We start from the raw sequence: 15,986 nt of genomic DNA on the forward strand, positions 1-15,986 counted from the left end.
AGCTGTTGATCGGATTAATGCCAAGTTGAACCAACAAAAAGCTGCTTAAAAACTTAAAAATTTTAAAAACGATTTAAATTCTGCAGGTCTGTCTTTCTTTAAAAGAAGGAATTATGAAATTGATTCAATTAAGAATTATTATTATTCAAAATAAGAATTTTTACTTTTTGCGGTTGAAAAACTTATTTTCATCATGTACATTTATATGAAATGATTTTAATAATGGGAGGTTTTCCAATTGAATCAAAATGAATTAAGTTTTCAGACGCTATTAGTTCACAATAAACACTCGATAGATCCTTCTACAGGAGCAGTTAGCGTTCCTATTCAGCATGCATCTACCTTTCATCAATTTAATTTCGATCAGTTTGGCCAATATGACTACAGTCGGTCTGGAAATCCAACAAGAGATGCCCTAGAGCAAACCATTGCTGAACTTGAGAATGGAGTAAGGGGTTTTGCCTTTGCATCTGGAATGGCCGCTATTTCAACAGCTTTTATGCTTTTTTCTAAAGGAGATCATGTATTAGTCACTGAAGATGTTTATGGTGGTACCTATCGTCTTGTTACCCAAGTTCTTTCTCGTTTCGGTATTGAATATACCTTTGTCGATATGACAGATTTAGATCAGGTAAAAAAAAGCATTCGTCCGAATACGAAAGTGATCTACATTGAAACACCATCCAATCCTACCCTTAAAATCACTGATATTCGAGCAATTGTTGATTTAGCTAAAACACACGGATGTTTAACCTTTATTGACAACACTTTTTTAACCCCTGCATTACAGCAACCTTTAGAATTGGGCGTAGATCTTGTTTTACATAGTGCAACCAAATTCATTGCTGGCCATAGTGATGTGATTGCTGGTTTAGCTGTGGTTAAGGATGAAGAGTTAGGACAAAAACTTTATTTCCTTCAAAATACTTTTGGTTCTATATTAGGTCCACAAGATGCTTGGCTTATTTTAAGAGGAATTAAAACATTACATGTTCGTTTAAAGCAATCACAAGAGTCTGCAATGGAAATCGCAAAGTACTTGCAGCAAATTCCTCAAGTAGAACAAGTCTATTATCCAGGGTTACGAGAACACAAAGGTTTTGAAGTTCAACAATCTCAGGCCAAAGGAGCTGGTGCAGTGCTTTCTTTTCGGTTAAAAGATGAACAAGCCGTGAGAACATTTGTTAAAGAAGTAAAAATTCCTGTCTTTGCTGTAAGCCTTGGAGCAGTTGAATCGATCCTATCTTACCCTGCAAAAATGTCCCATGCAGCCATGCCGAAGGAAGAACGGGAAAAACGAGGAATTACAGATGGGTTGCTTCGTTTATCTGTTGGGTTAGAAAATCCTAGAGATCTGTTAGCTGATTTCGAACAGGCTTTTTCAAAACTAAATGTAAAATATAACCTATAACAAAACAAAGCTGGTTTGTTTGTTGCAGCAATTACATTTTAATCTTCTAAGCAAATTTTAAAAACACCTTATACTTTTGTGCAGTATAAGGTGTTTATTTTTGATAGGATCCCGCAAAAGTAATCGGACTAAACTTCGAAGGAAGTCGACATTTTTGTGGGTGTTATTAAAACTTCGAGGCCTTTAATGTTAGAACACCATACACCATTTCATGATATGGTGTCTCAACATTTGCTTTTTTTCCATATTTAACAACAGCACCACTTAAGCTATCCACCTCTATTGGCTTTCTCCGTTCAAAGTCAACGAGCATTGAGGATTTAGTTGTCGGAGCAAAATTGTGTCCAATTTGATAAGCTACTTCTACATCTTCATCTGATAATTCAATGCCATTCGCTCTGGCAACATGCTTTACCTCTTTAAGAAGTTTCCGGAAAAGTTGGTCTGTTTTTTCGCAAGCCCAAACATCACCTGCCGGTAATTCAGTAATCGTAGTAATTGCGCTAAAAGAGCTAATAAACATAAACTTTTTCCAAATATCCTTTTGAATGTTGCCAGAAAGAACCGTTGGTATACCTGCTTCTTGAAAAACAGATAGTAATTGCTTAGCTCTCTCTGTAATTTGTCCATCCATTTCTCCAAAGATGATATCTCGTTTTGCACTTTTTTGAGCAATGATACCAGGTGCTTCTATCGTTGTTTCTATGTATGTAAGACCGCCCAATACTCTCTCTTTTCCTACAACTTCAGCCATGATTTCCTCATTACCTACACCATTTTGTAGGTTTAAAACCATTGAATCCTCTTTTAAAATAGGTAGGATCTGCTCGGTCGTTTTTTTGATATCGAAGCCTTTTATAGTAAATAAAACGACGTCAACCAATCCAGCATCTTGTGGATCAGCAACTGCTTTTAATGGTAGCTGAAAATCTCCGTGAACACTATGTACTGTTAGGCCATTCTCCTGAAGTGCTTTCAAATGTTCTCCTCTAGCAATTAAGGTGACTTCGTGACCTTTTTGTGCCAATAATCCCCCAAAATAGGCACCTACTCCTCCTGCACCCATCACAGCAAACTTCATTTTACATCCTCCTCCTCTTACCCATTGTACTTGACTTAAAAGGAGTACATTTTTTTCATGTACTCCTCTGGTTTTTCACTAAGCTAGCCCTATATTAAGCTAAAATCTCTTCGATACGATCTAAAACATCCTTAGATAAAGTTACACCTACTGCTTTAACGTTCTCTTCTACTTGTGCTGGTCGGCTGGCACCAATGAGCGCACTGGATACGTTCTTTTGACGTAATATCCAAGCGATCGCCAATTGTGCTAATGTCAAGCCAAGCTCTTTAGCTACACCTTCTAATTGATCAATACGCTCAAAGAATTCATCCTTCATATACCGTGCAATCATTTGACTTGCTTCTGGATCGGCACCGCGGCTTCCTGCTGGTGCAGGTGCTCCTTTTTTATATTTACCTGTTAATACCCCTTGAGCAAGTGGGGAAAAAACAACCTGACCAATTCCATGTGCTTCAGACAATGGAATGATCTCTTTTTCAATATAGCGGTTTAACATGTTATATACGGGCTGGTTGACCACAATTCGGTCTAATAATTTTTTATCTGCAATATGGATAGCTTCAGCAATCTGAGCTGGTGTCCATTCACTTACCCCAACATATAAAACCTTACCTTGGTTAATAAGGTCATCAAAAGCTCGCAAAGTCTCTTCTAATGGTGTTTCTGGATCATAACGATGAGCATAGTATAGATCTACATAATCTAAACCTAAACGCTTTAAGCTCGCATTACATTGCTCAATCACATGTTTGCGAGATAATCCGCGGTCGTTCACGCCATCTCCCATTGGCCAGAAGACTTTAGTTGCAAGAACATAGGATTCACGTGGAAAGTCTTTCAAGGCTTTTCCTACTACTTTTTCTGCTTCACCACGACGATATACATTGGCGGTATCAAAGAAGTTAATCCCTAATTCATAGGCTTTATGTATCGTGTTAATTGCATTTTGATCTTCTACATAACCACCATAAGTTAACCAACTACCCAATGAGATTTCACTCACTTTTACTCCAGTTGTTCCTAAATGACGATATTGCATGTTTATTAACCCCCTTTTAAATCCTTTTACCTATTGAAAATGAAAGTACATTTTTAATTTTAACATATTTTTAATATTTACACTATTTTCCCAGTGTAAGAAGGCCTATTTATTCCTTTTTGCCCGTCTTTCAAGATACCATTGATAGATCATCACACTTAACGTAAACCAAACACCACTTGCCAAATATCCACCTAACACATCACTTGGAAAATGCACCCCTAAATAGATTCGACTGATTCCAATTAAAAGAATCATGACTGTTGCAAAGAGAATCATCAATCCTCTACCAAATCGGGAGCGAAGGTGTTTCCATAGTAGAAAGGATATCATTGCATACAACGTAAAAGCTGCCATAGAGTGTCCACTTGGAAAACTATATCCAGTTTCTTCAATGATGCGATGAATCGTTGGACGTTCTCTATGGAAAATAACCTTTAACAAATTATTTAAAGCTGTTGATCCAATTATCACAATCACAAAAAAGACTAACTCGATACGATGTTTTAGTAAAACATACAATATGATGGAGGTTATGATGATAATGGCTATGACAATTTTAGTAGAACCTATCCATGTAAAAAACTTCATAACCTCTGTTAAATAAGAATTTTCCAATGATTGAACCCATATGATGATCGGTAAGTCAAACCATTGAATTTTATTAAAACTAACAAAGGCAGCAATTAAACCAAAACTAAGAAGTAGGAGAAACCCTATTTTTCTTCCTGTTTTTTGTTTATTTTTATGGTGTATATTCAATTAATCTCCTCCAAGACGTCACTTTTGTGGTTTTTTTACGTTTTTAATTGGTATTTGATTAAATGATCTTGTCTGAAGCTGGAAATTTCACCATTGTACTCTAAATAATCAAGAAAACTTAATATTTCAGAAAAAAATAAGTTCAGGTGTTTCTCGTACCGGTTTGGATATACTTTTCTCATCAAATCATATACAGTAAAAGAACCCTGTTCAAGAATTTCTTTTAATTGCTCTGAACGTTGCTTAAAACGAGAGAATTGCCGATCTATCATTTCATCTAGATTGACGATCACTTTACCATGTCCAGAATAAACCTTTTCGATCTTTAATCCTTTTATTTTTTCAAGCGAATGTAGATAATCTATTCCACTTTTCGCTCTAGAAAAAAGATTGTTTATTAAAATGGGTTCTACAAAAATCCCTGAACTTGTATTCTCCAAAATAAAGTCTCCAGCAATAAGAATTCCTTTTTTCTCATGATATAATACGATATGCCCTTGAGAATGACCAGGAGTATGTAGTACTTTCCAATTTGGAAGATGAGGTAATGATGAACCATCTTCAATCAACTCAATATCGCTAACAGGATCCATAAATTGATTCAAATATTGATTAAACGATTTGATTCTTTGCACCTGCTCCTTTGATAATCCATTTTCAAGATAGAGTTTCTCATAAAAGAGAGTAAGTTGTTGATTAAAAATTGGTTCTTTTTCAACCCATGGAATGGTCCATTGATGGGCATAAACTTTTAATTTAGAATGGTGTTGTCTTAATATGTCCAAAAGACCAATATGATCAACATGATGATGTGTAAGTAAGACTTGATCAATATCTTTAAGACGGATACCATTTTCATTTATTTGATATATCAATGATTTCCAGGCTTGTTCTGTTTTTATTCCTGCATCGATTAATGTGATTTTGTCACCTACCAGAAGATAGGCATGAACATCACCTACTGGAAAAGGGGTTGGAAGGTTTAGCGAAATCAACTTTATATTTTGGTTTTCTAAGTTTGTCTGTAACCGATTCACGATGATATCCCCTTTAAGTCAAGTTTTTAATATCAGAAAATTCCTTAAATTCATTGTACAGTTTTTAGAGATTCTCTTCAATCATAAAGGGGGAAATATGATTACTTTTGAAAGACTCTAACTTGATTTTTTCCACTATTTTTAGCCTCATATAACATTTTGTCAGCCATCCGAAATAGGGATAATCGATTAACCTCTTGATCTTCTCTTTTCCATGAGGCAAGACCGCAAGAAACTGTTACCTTAGGATTTGTTTCTTGGCTAATTCGATTTAAAATGCGAAAGGCTACTTTTTTTGCAACGTTTGGATCTACATTTGGCAGATAAAGAGCAATCTCTTCCCCTCCCCATCTGACCGCAGTATCTGTGTCTCGAATACTTGAGATAAGAATCATCGCTACTTGTACTAAGATCTGATCGCCTACTTGATGACCATAGGTATCATTAATTTTTTTGAAATCATCAATATCTAGTAATAAAATCGACCCTTGTTCATCTCCATTCATCGATTGTTGAATTTTTTCATCTAAATAAGAACGATTATATAAACCGGTTAAATAGTCAGTGATTGCCAACTGTTGCAAACGTTCATGCAGGATGGCATTTGTTAGTGCTAAACCTAAATGTTGAGCAAAAACTTGAAGCATTTTAAAATTATCATAGGAAAAATGCAATGGATTTTGATTTGATACAGAAAGGATTCCTATAATTTCATCATTTGAAAGAATAGGTACCGACATTAACGAACGGCAGCCTAATTGTTTTGCATAAGCATCTTTTATGGTTAAATCTGTCTCTGTGTCTGAAATAATAATCGGTTCTTTATTTTTATACACGAGTCCCATATATCCGTTTTCTACAGAAACAATCGTACCTACGTTTTCATCAGAATTAGAGGCAATCACTTTTAAAATATCTTTTCTGTCATTCACTTCAAGAACAAAGACATGTTCTGCATCAAATAATTGTCCAAGTTCAGTAAGAACAAATTGCAGGATAGAATCCTTTGTTAAACTTTGATTTAAGCGTTTTGTCAGATCGTTAATCACCTGTAACTCTTTGACTAGATTATTCGATTGTTGATATAATCTTGCTTTTTCAAAAGCTGTCCCAATAATATCTGCTACACTAGAAATAAAACTAATCTCTTCATCCGTAAATACATTCGAGTGTTGACAAGCAATATGAATTACACCATAAATCCCTTGTTTTCCTTTTAATGGTGCAGCGATTTCTCCCTGTTGCCGGTTTTCTCTTTTTGTTCTGCGAATTAATTTTCCTTCCAAAAAGGCTTGCCCATTAATATCTTCACTATTAGGGATAAAAGTCATTTGTTTAATTGGAAGATTAGGAATCAATAATTCCTGTGTTAACCACAGTTCTAATTGTACATTAGGATAAAATCTTTGAAAATGATGAATTGCCACTGATAAAACTTCATTTACATCCATTGTGGAATACAAGGTTTGTGTCATTTCCAATAGGGCTTCTCTTTTTTTTGCTTCTCTTTCCAACGTTTCGATTTTCTCATGTTCGGTTAGTGCCAGTTCAAAAGCGACCAACAAGCCCTGTAAGCAACCGATCGTTTGCCATTTATCATTCATCTTAGAGATAAATCCTAGAATACCAATAAACTGTTGATTAGAATCAAAAATAGGGACAGAGGTCGTTTGAGCATCATGCAAATATTGAAGAAAATGTTCCTTCCCATTTACAAATTCAGCTTTACAAGTTTTTGCTGTTAAACCAAATGCATTTGCACCAATTGCTTCTATCCTGCAATCAAAATACTCATGATCCTTTTTTTGAAGGAATAAGGGTAGGTCTTTTTCATAGGTTAACTCGAGCACTTGACCTTGATGATTTGCCAAGGCTAAAATACCATGCTTCCAAACATATTCTTTGTCTTGAATATGTTTAACAAAAAGTTGGAAGACTTGTGCTAAATGATGATCATTTGTAAGGTTTAATCTGATCCCTAGAGGAATACGGGTAGCATCTAGTTGTTGTTCTGCTGCATATTGATTTGCCATGTTAATCAAGTCTTCTCGACGATTACTTTCTTTAAAATCTTCAAAATTTTGGCCACAGCAAGATGCCATTTTACTTCCCTTCCTCTCCCTTTGATACCTCTTTTACTCTACATGTGATGCGTTATTGACGTCTTCTATATGAAAAAAATCTAATAGATGATCATACGTGATTGTAGTGATGCTAGTATTCACAATTCTTGTTTTCCCTGGTCCATACTCACCTTGACTAATTTCATGCAATAAAGAATTGATGGCTCCTCCATGACTAACAATGACCACATTTTCACCAGCGTGCCACTTTACAATTTCTCTTACTGCACTATAGACCCTATTTTTCAATAAATGAAAGGGTTCAACATCAAAAGCCCCTGCTTCTTCAAGATTTCCTAAATGAATTCCATATTTTGCAGTGATATCTTCAATTTTGTTTCCCTCTAAAAGCCCATAGGACCTTTCTCTTAAACCAATATGTACTTGAACATCTTTCCCATAGTGATAAGCAATTGCCTTTGCTGTCTCCTTTGCCCGTTTTAAATCACTAGAATAGACTGCATCAACTTTATAGTTTTCCTTGTAAAATCGTTGCGCAACTTTTTCAGCCTGAGATTGACCAAATCTATTTAAAGGAATATCCTTTTGTCCTTGAAATCGTTTTTCTTTATTCCATTCTGTTTCACCATGTCTGATTAAAAAAATTGTTGTCTTCATCATTTTATGCTCCACTCCAAAAAAAAATAATAGGTTCAAAAACCTATTAACATTATATATAACAATTACACCAGTTTCTATATAAAAATAAGACTATTTTCCTATCGACAAATTGCGACTTTTTCATACAAAAGTCCCCTGATTTCTACGAAAAACCAGGGGAAGTCACAAACATAAACTGACAATCGCTAGTTAAAAAGACCTATATTGGTTGAATTGGTCTCATTTCTCCTACTTTGTCATCCCATTGAAACTCTATTGTTCTTATTAATTTGTTTGTTGAACTCTCATATTGATCAACAACAAAATATTGTAATATATCTTTTTCACCATTCATTGTAATATTGACTTGGTAATAATAATACCCTTTTTGCGGATGTATGGGTTTTGTATCCCGATTAAAAATCCCCTGTGGACTCCCATACCAAATCATAGTTCCTTTTGGGTCTAAATAAACCCATTGTTCTGTTATGTTTTTTTTCTGACCTATTTCTTTTTTTAAGCTACTATTATCTGTTGAAATAGCGATATACCCTTTTCTAACTCCTGTTACTCCTTGATCATAGATAAATTTAAAATTCCCATATAACCAGTTATCTGCTTCTTTGTCCTTTCCTTTTTCACTATTTTTAACTGTTAACTTTTCTAACTGGATAAAGATCGGTTTAAACTGATTTGCTCTATTAGTTTCTTCTGAATCAAATCCCGTTTGCACAAACGCTAGCCAGTTTGTTTTGCCAGGGAAAGAAAATAGATCAATATATTTTTCTCCTTCATCAGCTAATCCAGGAAACAACCATTCTTCTTGCGATCGATTATTTGATAGCTTTATCTTAGATTTTTCTTGTTTGCTTAATTCCTGAAAAACCCAAGTTTCTTGACCGTTCTTATATTTCATTCCATTTTTCCAATTTAATTTACGTGGAAAGACTTGGATATTAAATCCATGATCTAATACCTCTTGAGCCAGTTTAATCTCCTCTGATTCAACTATTTTTTCTTGGTCTGGAATAAAAAATGAATACGTCAAATCTCCTAACCAAGTATCATATATTTGTACAAGATATCCAACCTCATCTGTGTCATTATAATGAATGAAAGCTGCATAATGACCGTCAGAACTAAACCCCAAAAAATAGGGGATCCGATTGAAATAAACGGTTTGGATAAATATGTTATTCACCATAAGTTTCTCTAACTTTGGAACCTTACCCTGCTCATATAAAGAATCAATTTCTGATGTCGGGTTTCTTTCATCTGGTTGATTCCAATCTGTTTCCTCAGGGGGTACAGGTTCTTGTTTTATTAGATATGTGACACTTACTATGATCATGATCAGCAAAATGATAAGTCCAATTAACCAAATTTTAGATTTCAAAAAGAACACCCCCTATGAAAATAATATCTATATTTTACCATACAAGAAAGTATATCATCATTTTATGCTTTAGGTAAAAAATTTTTATTTTTTTGAAACCTTTTCCAAATGTAAATCGTCTATTAGGGTGAAGGAAAAAAATACAAGGAGAGGAGTTATGGAATGAAAAAAGGAACAAAAGCAATTCTATCTGTTTCACTAGCAAGTGCGTTAGTCTTTACTTCCTTCCCAGCTTTAACTTTTGCCGCAGAAGAAGTTATCCCATCTACAATGACTCAAGCAGAAAAAATTGCTGTCACTTCAGCGAAAATTCAAAAAGACGAAGCGATTGAGCTTGCTAAAAAGTATGTAACGATCCCAGATGATTACAAGCTTAACAGTGTTAATTTTTCTTCCAATTGGGGTTATCCCAATAGAGCAGCATGGAGCCTATATTGGAGACTAGAAGAGAATAACCAGACAAAGGCACACATATCCGTAACGATTGATGCAAACGAAGGTATACTATTATCACTAGATAGTTATCAGTACAAAGAATCTCCTTCAATGTACCCTGCGAAAGTAAGCCTAGAAGAAGCAAAGAAAATTGCGGATGAATATGTTAAAAAAATCTATCCAGATCTCTTAAATCAGGTTGAAGTCGATCCTAATTTTCTCGCCAATTACCAACCCCCATTAAATGGACCTGTTTATTACTCTTTCCCCTATCGTCGAATGGTAAATGGGATTCCATTTAGTGACCAAAGCATTTATGTACAAGTCAATGGGGATGGGGAAGTCACCAATTTCAATTATAATTTTACTGGAGACATTGAATTTGAGGATGCTGATCAATATCTTACAGCTGAAGAAGCAAAAGCTAAATTTGCTGAACAATTTAACATCAATCTTTCTTTTATACTTCCATATCGACAATATAAAGGTAATGGTACAGCTTACTTAGCTTATACATCCTTAGAACCTCAATACATCAATGCAAAAACAGGTGAAACCTTCTATTTACCAGGCCAGCCTAAAGCAGTGGATGCATCAACATTTAAGCCCATCGTAGATCAACCATTAGCTTCTGCACCTAAAGAAGGTAAGGAATTGACAGAAGAACAAATTACAAAAATCGCTGAAGATTTAATCAAAAAATTCTCAGTAGACGATCTAAAACTTCAAAGCCTCTATTATAATTCTAACTACTATCCAAGTGGTCATGCTGCATGGAATATTTCCTTCGCAAATGAAGATAAACGGTCTTATTCCAGTATGGCGATTGATGCGATAACAGGCGAACTTCTCAGCTTCTATATGGATGATTATACTGCGACAAAAGATACAGATAAGAATAAACTCACTTATGAACAAGCTAAACAAGTAGCAATTGATGCTGTTAAAACCTTCTCACCTTCTAAAGCCCATGAGGTTTATCTACAAGATGTAGAAAATACAGAACTAATGTCACAAGAAGGTCGTGCATACTTTAACTTTAGACGTCTTGTTCATGGTATTCCGACTGATCGAGAAAACATCAATGTGAATGTAAACTTAAAAACTGGAAAAGTAACGAACTATGATTCCTATTGGGGAGTTGTGAATTATCCAAAAGAATTACCCAAAACCATAGATATGGAAAAAGCTAAAGAAATCATGTTAAGTAAGGTAGATTTAGAGCTTGTCTATTTTGCTCCATATCCTTCCTATACAATCTATGGAAAGCCCACCTCACAAGAACAAACGAGAAAGGCTTACCTTGTTTACCGGCCAAAGGATACAAATATGTATAAATACAATTATGCCCCTACTTTCCTTGATGCCACAACAGGTGAATGGAGAAGTAGAGAAGATGGCTCAATTATCCAAGATAAAGTGCAACCTGTAGATATTAAAGGCCACTGGGCAGAAAAAGAGCTTCAAGTGATGGTGAATTACAAAGCATTGGATGTAAAAGACGGCAAAGTCCTTCCTGATGCCAACATCACCCGTGGTGAATTGATTAAAATGTTTATCATGGCACAAAGTGGTGGCAACTATTATCCATACATTGACACGAGAGGCCAACAAAGCTTTAAAGATGTAGGTAAAGAATCTGCTTACTATGCTTTTGTTGAAGATGCGGTAAGACGTAACCTCATTACCATAGATAAAAACAAAGAATTTAAGCCAGATGAAGCAATAACACGCGAAGAATTGGCTCAATTTGTCGTAAAAGCATTAGGATATGACAAGTTAGCGCAAACGAAAGGATTGTTCGCAATCAAATTTAAAGATCAGGATCAATTAAAATACCCTGGCCATGTTGCGATTGTGTCTGCTCTTCAGATTATGAATGGAGATGGTACCAACTTCAAACCGAACGAGAAAGTTACTCGTGCTGTTGCAGCAAAAGCTTTCTATCGTTTCCTTGAAGTTAGAAACAACTATCGAGAAAACCCACAATATTATTATTAAAATGAGAAAAGCTTAGCGGAGAAAAAATCTCTGCTAAGCTTTTTTGCTAGGCATTTCTTTTACGGGATGATATATCAATCCATACGGCTAATAATAAAACCAATCCTCTGACAATGAGCCTTTCTGTTGTACCTACATCTAGTAACAGCATACCGTTATTCAAGGTAGACATGACTAAAGCACCAATGATTGCACCGATGATTGTACCTTGTCCCCCTAATGTACTTGTACCACCAATAATTGCTGCTGCAATAACATCAAGTTCCATCCCTTGCCCTGCCGATGCAGCTGCTGATCCAACTCTAGCCGTATATATAATACCACCAATGGCACCAAGAATACCTGAAGAAATAAATATCCATAATGTTCGTTGTCTAATATTAATCCCTGATAATTTGGCTGCTTCTTTATTACCACCTATTGCATATACGTGTCTACCGAAGGTTGTTTTTGTTGTGATGAACGTATAGATACTACCAATTATCATTAAAATCAAAATTGAATAAGGAATTCCTAAATAAAGTGCCATAATTAAAAAGATAACCGTTATTAACGATGTAATTAAACCAATCTTAAGAAGAAACAATTTTAATGGTAAAATTTCAAACCCATAATTGATTCGTTCTTTTCTTCTCTTTATTTCATACCACAAATAACCTATAACGATTAAAACCAAAAATATAATTGTTGTATCATGTGGAAGCAAATCTTTTGGTGAATTTTCTACAAAAAGTGTTGGAATATAATCTTGGCCGATTTTGTTAAAGGTATTGCTTGTTGCAATGGTTTCTCCTTTTGTAACCCCCAATAATAATCCATTAAAAATCATCATTCCAGCCAAAGTGACGATAAAAGCAGGCACATCTCTATAAGCTACCCAATATCCTTGCCATAATCCTATAAGTGCACCTATAGCTAATGTAACTACAATTGCGGGTACAACACCTAGTCCATAATTTGCTTGAAGAATAGCTGCAATCGCTCCTGTAAGGCCAACAACTGCACCAATGGATAGATCAATGTGACCGGCAACAATCACTAATACTGTGCCACTTGCAAGAATTGCAATATGAGCTGTTTGCATAAATAGAGTAGATAAGTTTCTTGGGGTGAAAAATACATCATTTATCATAGAAAAAATGAACATGATACCGATTAAAGCAATAAACATCGTATATTGTCTTATATTGTTTCTCATTGAAAACTTGATGATTTCTAATGAGGTTTGACTTCCAGATTTTGTTGTCATTCTAAAGCCTCCTTTAAATCCCAGCAGTTTATTCATTTATACCACCAGTTGCATAATGCATAATTTTCTCCTGGCTTGCTTCCTTCCAGTCCAATTCAGCCGTTAATTTTCCTTCATGCATAACAAGAATTCGATCACTTATCCCTAATATTTCAGGTAACTCGGAAGAAATCATGATAATGCTTACCCCTTGATCAACTAGATCATTCATAATATTGTAGATTTCATATTTTGCTCCCACATCTATTCCTCTGGTTGGCTCATCCAGTATTAAAATTTTTGGGGTAGCCATAAGCCATTTAGAAATCACTACCTTTTGCTGGTTTCCACCGCTTAAATTCTGAGTTTTTTGTTCAATAGAAGGAGTTTTAATTTTTAGAAGCTCTACATAATGATTTGATATTCTAATTTCTTCATTCTCATTAATTCCTCGAATATTAGAAATTTTATTTAGACTGGCTAGGGTAATATTTTCTTTTATATCCATCATTAAAACTAATCCTGTTTTTTTTCGATCCTCTGAAAGGTAACATAATCCTTTTACAATTGATTCTCTAGGATCTTTAATCGTTTCTTTTTTACCATCAATATAGATCTCTCCAGATTTATTAACTCCATAAGCTCCAAATAAACTCATCATTAACTCCGTTCTACCTGCTCCCATTAATCCAGCAATACCAAGAATTTCTCCTTTTCTTGCTGTAAAACTGATACGATCAATGGTTTTTTTATCTGGAAGTTCTGGATTATAAACCGTCCAATCTTTAACCTCCAAGACTACTTCACCAGGAATGTGTTCTTTTCTTGGAAAAAGCTGGGTAAGCTCCCTGCCAACCATTCCAGTTATCATTTTATCTATTGTGAAGCTATCCTGATTAGGATAAGTTCCAATGGTTTTTCCATCTCTCAAAATGGTAATGGTATCAGCAATCTCTTTAACTTCTTTTAGTTTATGGGAAATATAAATGCAGCTAATCCCTTGTTCTTTTAATTTTCTTATAATATTTAATAGATTTTCTGAATCATCTTCATTAAGCGCTGCGGTAGGTTCATCGAAGATCAGTATATTTACATGTTTAGATAATGCTTTAGCTATTTCTACCAACTGTTGTTTCCCGATTCCTAAATTGATCACTTTTGTATCTGGGTTTTCAGATAGTCCGATTTCTTTTAATAGCTCTTTAGTTTTAAACATCGCCTTATTCCAATTGATTACACCATGTTTTGCAAATTCATTTCCTAGATATATATTCTCAGCGATTGACATTTCCTTTATTAATGCTAATTCCTGATAAATGATACCAATACCAGCCGCTTCGCTATCCTTAATAGTTTGGAATTTTTGTTCCTTGCCGTTCAATAATATTTTTCCTTTATAGCTTCCGTAAGGATAAACACCGCTTAAAACCTTCATCAACGTTGATTTTCCAGCTCCATTTTCCCCAACCAATGCATGGATTTCCCCTTTTTTTACTTTAAAATCCACATTGTCAAGGGCTCGTACTCCAGGAAATTCTTTTACGATATTAATCATGTCTAACACATAGTCGTTCATTTAAATCTTTCATCCTTTCTAAAAGATAGAGGAATAACCTGTCAGCTATTCCCCAATCCACAAACATACATAAACTATTTCAAATCATTTTCACTAATATATCCACTTTCAACTAACACCTTAATTAAATTGTCCTTAGTTACGACTTGTGGTTCAAGTAGTACAGATGGGACATTGATCTTACCATTGTCTACTTCGCCATTCGTTTCAACTTTTTGACCGTTAGCTAGTTGGATGGCCATTTCAATAGCTTTTTTACCTAGTTCTCTTGTATCTTTGAAAATCGTCATGGACTGAGTACCCTCCATGATTCTTTTTGCGGCTGCTTTCTCTGCATCTTGCCCTGTAATTGGAACACTCCCAGCCAGCCCTTGGGCGGCTAATGCTTGGATCGCAGCACCTGCAGTCCCATCATTAGGTGCAAGAATGGCATCAACTTGATTGTTATTTGCAGCTAATGCAGCTTCAACTATCTTTAAAGCATTTTCAGGTACCCAGTTTTCTACTGCTTGTTCAGCAATAACTTGAATCTTGCCAGCATCAATCAGTGGTTGAATGAATTTCATTGCTCCTTCCTTAAATAGCTTTGCATTGTTATCTGTTGGAGCACCTGACATGATGATATATTTACCTTCCGGTACTTTTTCTGTTATATATTTACCTTGTAACTCTCCAACCTTTACATTATCAAATGATAAATAATAGCCTAGTTTCTCTGTATTCGTAATTAAACGGTCATATGAGATTACCGTAACTCCTTCATTTGTTGCCTTTTCTACTAATGTTGCAGCTGCTGAAGCATCATGTGGAGCTAAAATTAACACATCAATACCTTGAGTTAACAAGGATTCAACTTGTGAAATTTGTTCTTGCATATTTGCATCAGCCACTTTAACGATTAATTCTATACCTGCTTCTTTAGCAACTTCCTCCATTTTTTCTTTATCTCTTACCCATCTTTCCTCTCTTTGTGTAGGTAAAGATAATCCAACTTTGATGGTTTTACCAGTATCACTGACCTTTTCCTCAGTACCATTGGTCGTTGTAGTTTCTTTACTGCCACAACCCGTAAATAATGTTACAATCATAATAACAGCCAGCAAGAATAATAAAATTTTACTTTTTTTCATCTTGACGCCTCCTCATCATATTTGAGATATGTAAGCGGTTTCTCAACTGGTTAAATCATATCCTTTTATCTCATTTTTTACCTTAGTCTTTTTTAAGCAAATTCTATAATATTTTGCTGAGATGATTTTGTAACAAAAAAGAAATGTATTTTTTTATGACAAAA

General features: G+C 34.9%; 12 protein-coding genes. 2 read left to right on the plus strand and 10 right to left on the minus strand.

Annotated features, from left to right (window positions below):
• The first annotated feature begins 238 nt into the window (after positions 1–238).
• A complete protein-coding gene (gene metC, locus BEN26_RS01830) occupies positions 239–1,411 on the plus strand; it encodes a cystathionine beta-lyase (protein ID WP_069799183.1) in 1,173 nt (390 codons plus the stop codon).
• A 166-nt stretch (positions 1,412–1,577) separates the two neighbouring features.
• Here metC and BEN26_RS01835 read toward each other — a convergent pair whose 3' ends face one another.
• The 7 genes from BEN26_RS01835 to BEN26_RS01865 all read right to left on the minus strand — a co-directional run bounded on the left by BEN26_RS01835 (position 1,578) and on the right by BEN26_RS01865 (position 9,452).
• Complete coding sequence (locus BEN26_RS01835; RefSeq protein ID WP_069799185.1) at positions 1,578–2,492, minus strand: ketopantoate reductase family protein; 915 nt, start codon at positions 2,490–2,492, stop codon at positions 1,578–1,580.
• Positions 2,493–2,586: 94 nt separating this feature from the next.
• On the minus strand, positions 2,587–3,534 hold the full coding sequence (locus tag BEN26_RS01840; protein WP_069799186.1) for an aldo/keto reductase family protein: 948 nt from the start codon (positions 3,532–3,534) through the stop codon (positions 2,587–2,589).
• Positions 3,535–3,639: 105 nt separating this feature from the next.
• Positions 3,640–4,296 carry a phosphatase PAP2 family protein gene (locus BEN26_RS01845; protein WP_255421836.1) on the minus strand — a complete coding sequence of 219 codons (657 nt, stop codon included), beginning with the start codon at positions 4,294–4,296 and terminating at the stop codon, positions 3,640–3,642.
• Between the two features lie 35 nt (positions 4,297–4,331).
• Positions 4,332–5,333: an MBL fold metallo-hydrolase gene (locus BEN26_RS01850; protein ID WP_069799188.1), complete on the minus strand. Its 1,002-nt coding sequence runs from the start codon at positions 5,331–5,333 to the stop codon at positions 4,332–4,334.
• Positions 5,334–5,434: 101 nt separating this feature from the next.
• On the minus strand, positions 5,435–7,435 hold the full coding sequence (locus BEN26_RS01855; RefSeq protein ID WP_069799190.1) for a sensor domain-containing diguanylate cyclase: 2,001 nt from the start codon (positions 7,433–7,435) through the stop codon (positions 5,435–5,437).
• 33 nt (positions 7,436–7,468) lie between these two features.
• Positions 7,469–8,074, minus strand: coding sequence for a histidine phosphatase family protein (locus BEN26_RS01860; RefSeq protein WP_069799505.1), 606 nt, complete (start codon positions 8,072–8,074; stop codon positions 7,469–7,471).
• A gap of 202 nt (positions 8,075–8,276) precedes the next feature.
• Positions 8,277–9,452: a hypothetical protein gene (locus BEN26_RS01865; RefSeq protein ID WP_069799191.1), complete on the minus strand. Its 1,176-nt coding sequence runs from the start codon at positions 9,450–9,452 to the stop codon at positions 8,277–8,279.
• 162 nt (positions 9,453–9,614) lie between these two features.
• Here BEN26_RS01865 and BEN26_RS01870 point away from each other — a divergent pair, with 162 nt between their 5' ends.
• Positions 9,615–11,888 (plus strand): YcdB/YcdC domain-containing protein, encoded by a 2,274-nt coding sequence (locus BEN26_RS01870; protein WP_069799193.1) that lies wholly within the window; start codon positions 9,615–9,617, stop codon positions 11,886–11,888.
• A 46-nt stretch (positions 11,889–11,934) separates the two neighbouring features.
• Here the strand turns inward: BEN26_RS01870 and BEN26_RS01875 are convergent, their stop codons facing one another.
• The 3 genes from BEN26_RS01875 to BEN26_RS01885 form a co-directional block, all read right to left on the minus strand.
• Positions 11,935–13,137, minus strand: a complete 1,203-nt coding sequence (locus BEN26_RS01875; RefSeq protein ID WP_069799195.1) for a sugar ABC transporter permease — start codon at positions 13,135–13,137, stop codon at positions 11,935–11,937.
• A gap of 28 nt (positions 13,138–13,165) precedes the next feature.
• A complete protein-coding gene (locus BEN26_RS01880) occupies positions 13,166–14,692 on the minus strand; it encodes a xylose ABC transporter ATP-binding protein (RefSeq protein WP_068725140.1) in 1,527 nt (508 codons plus the stop codon).
• Between the two features lie 74 nt (positions 14,693–14,766).
• Positions 14,767–15,822: a sugar ABC transporter substrate-binding protein gene (locus BEN26_RS01885; protein WP_069799197.1), complete on the minus strand. Its 1,056-nt coding sequence runs from the start codon at positions 15,820–15,822 to the stop codon at positions 14,767–14,769.
• Between the last annotated feature and the right edge of the window lie 164 nt (positions 15,823–15,986).

This window comes from Tepidibacillus sp. HK-1, assembly GCF_001748485.2.
GTDB classification, from domain to species: Bacteria; Bacillota; Bacilli; order Tepidibacillales; family Tepidibacillaceae; genus Tepidibacillus_B; species Tepidibacillus_B infernus.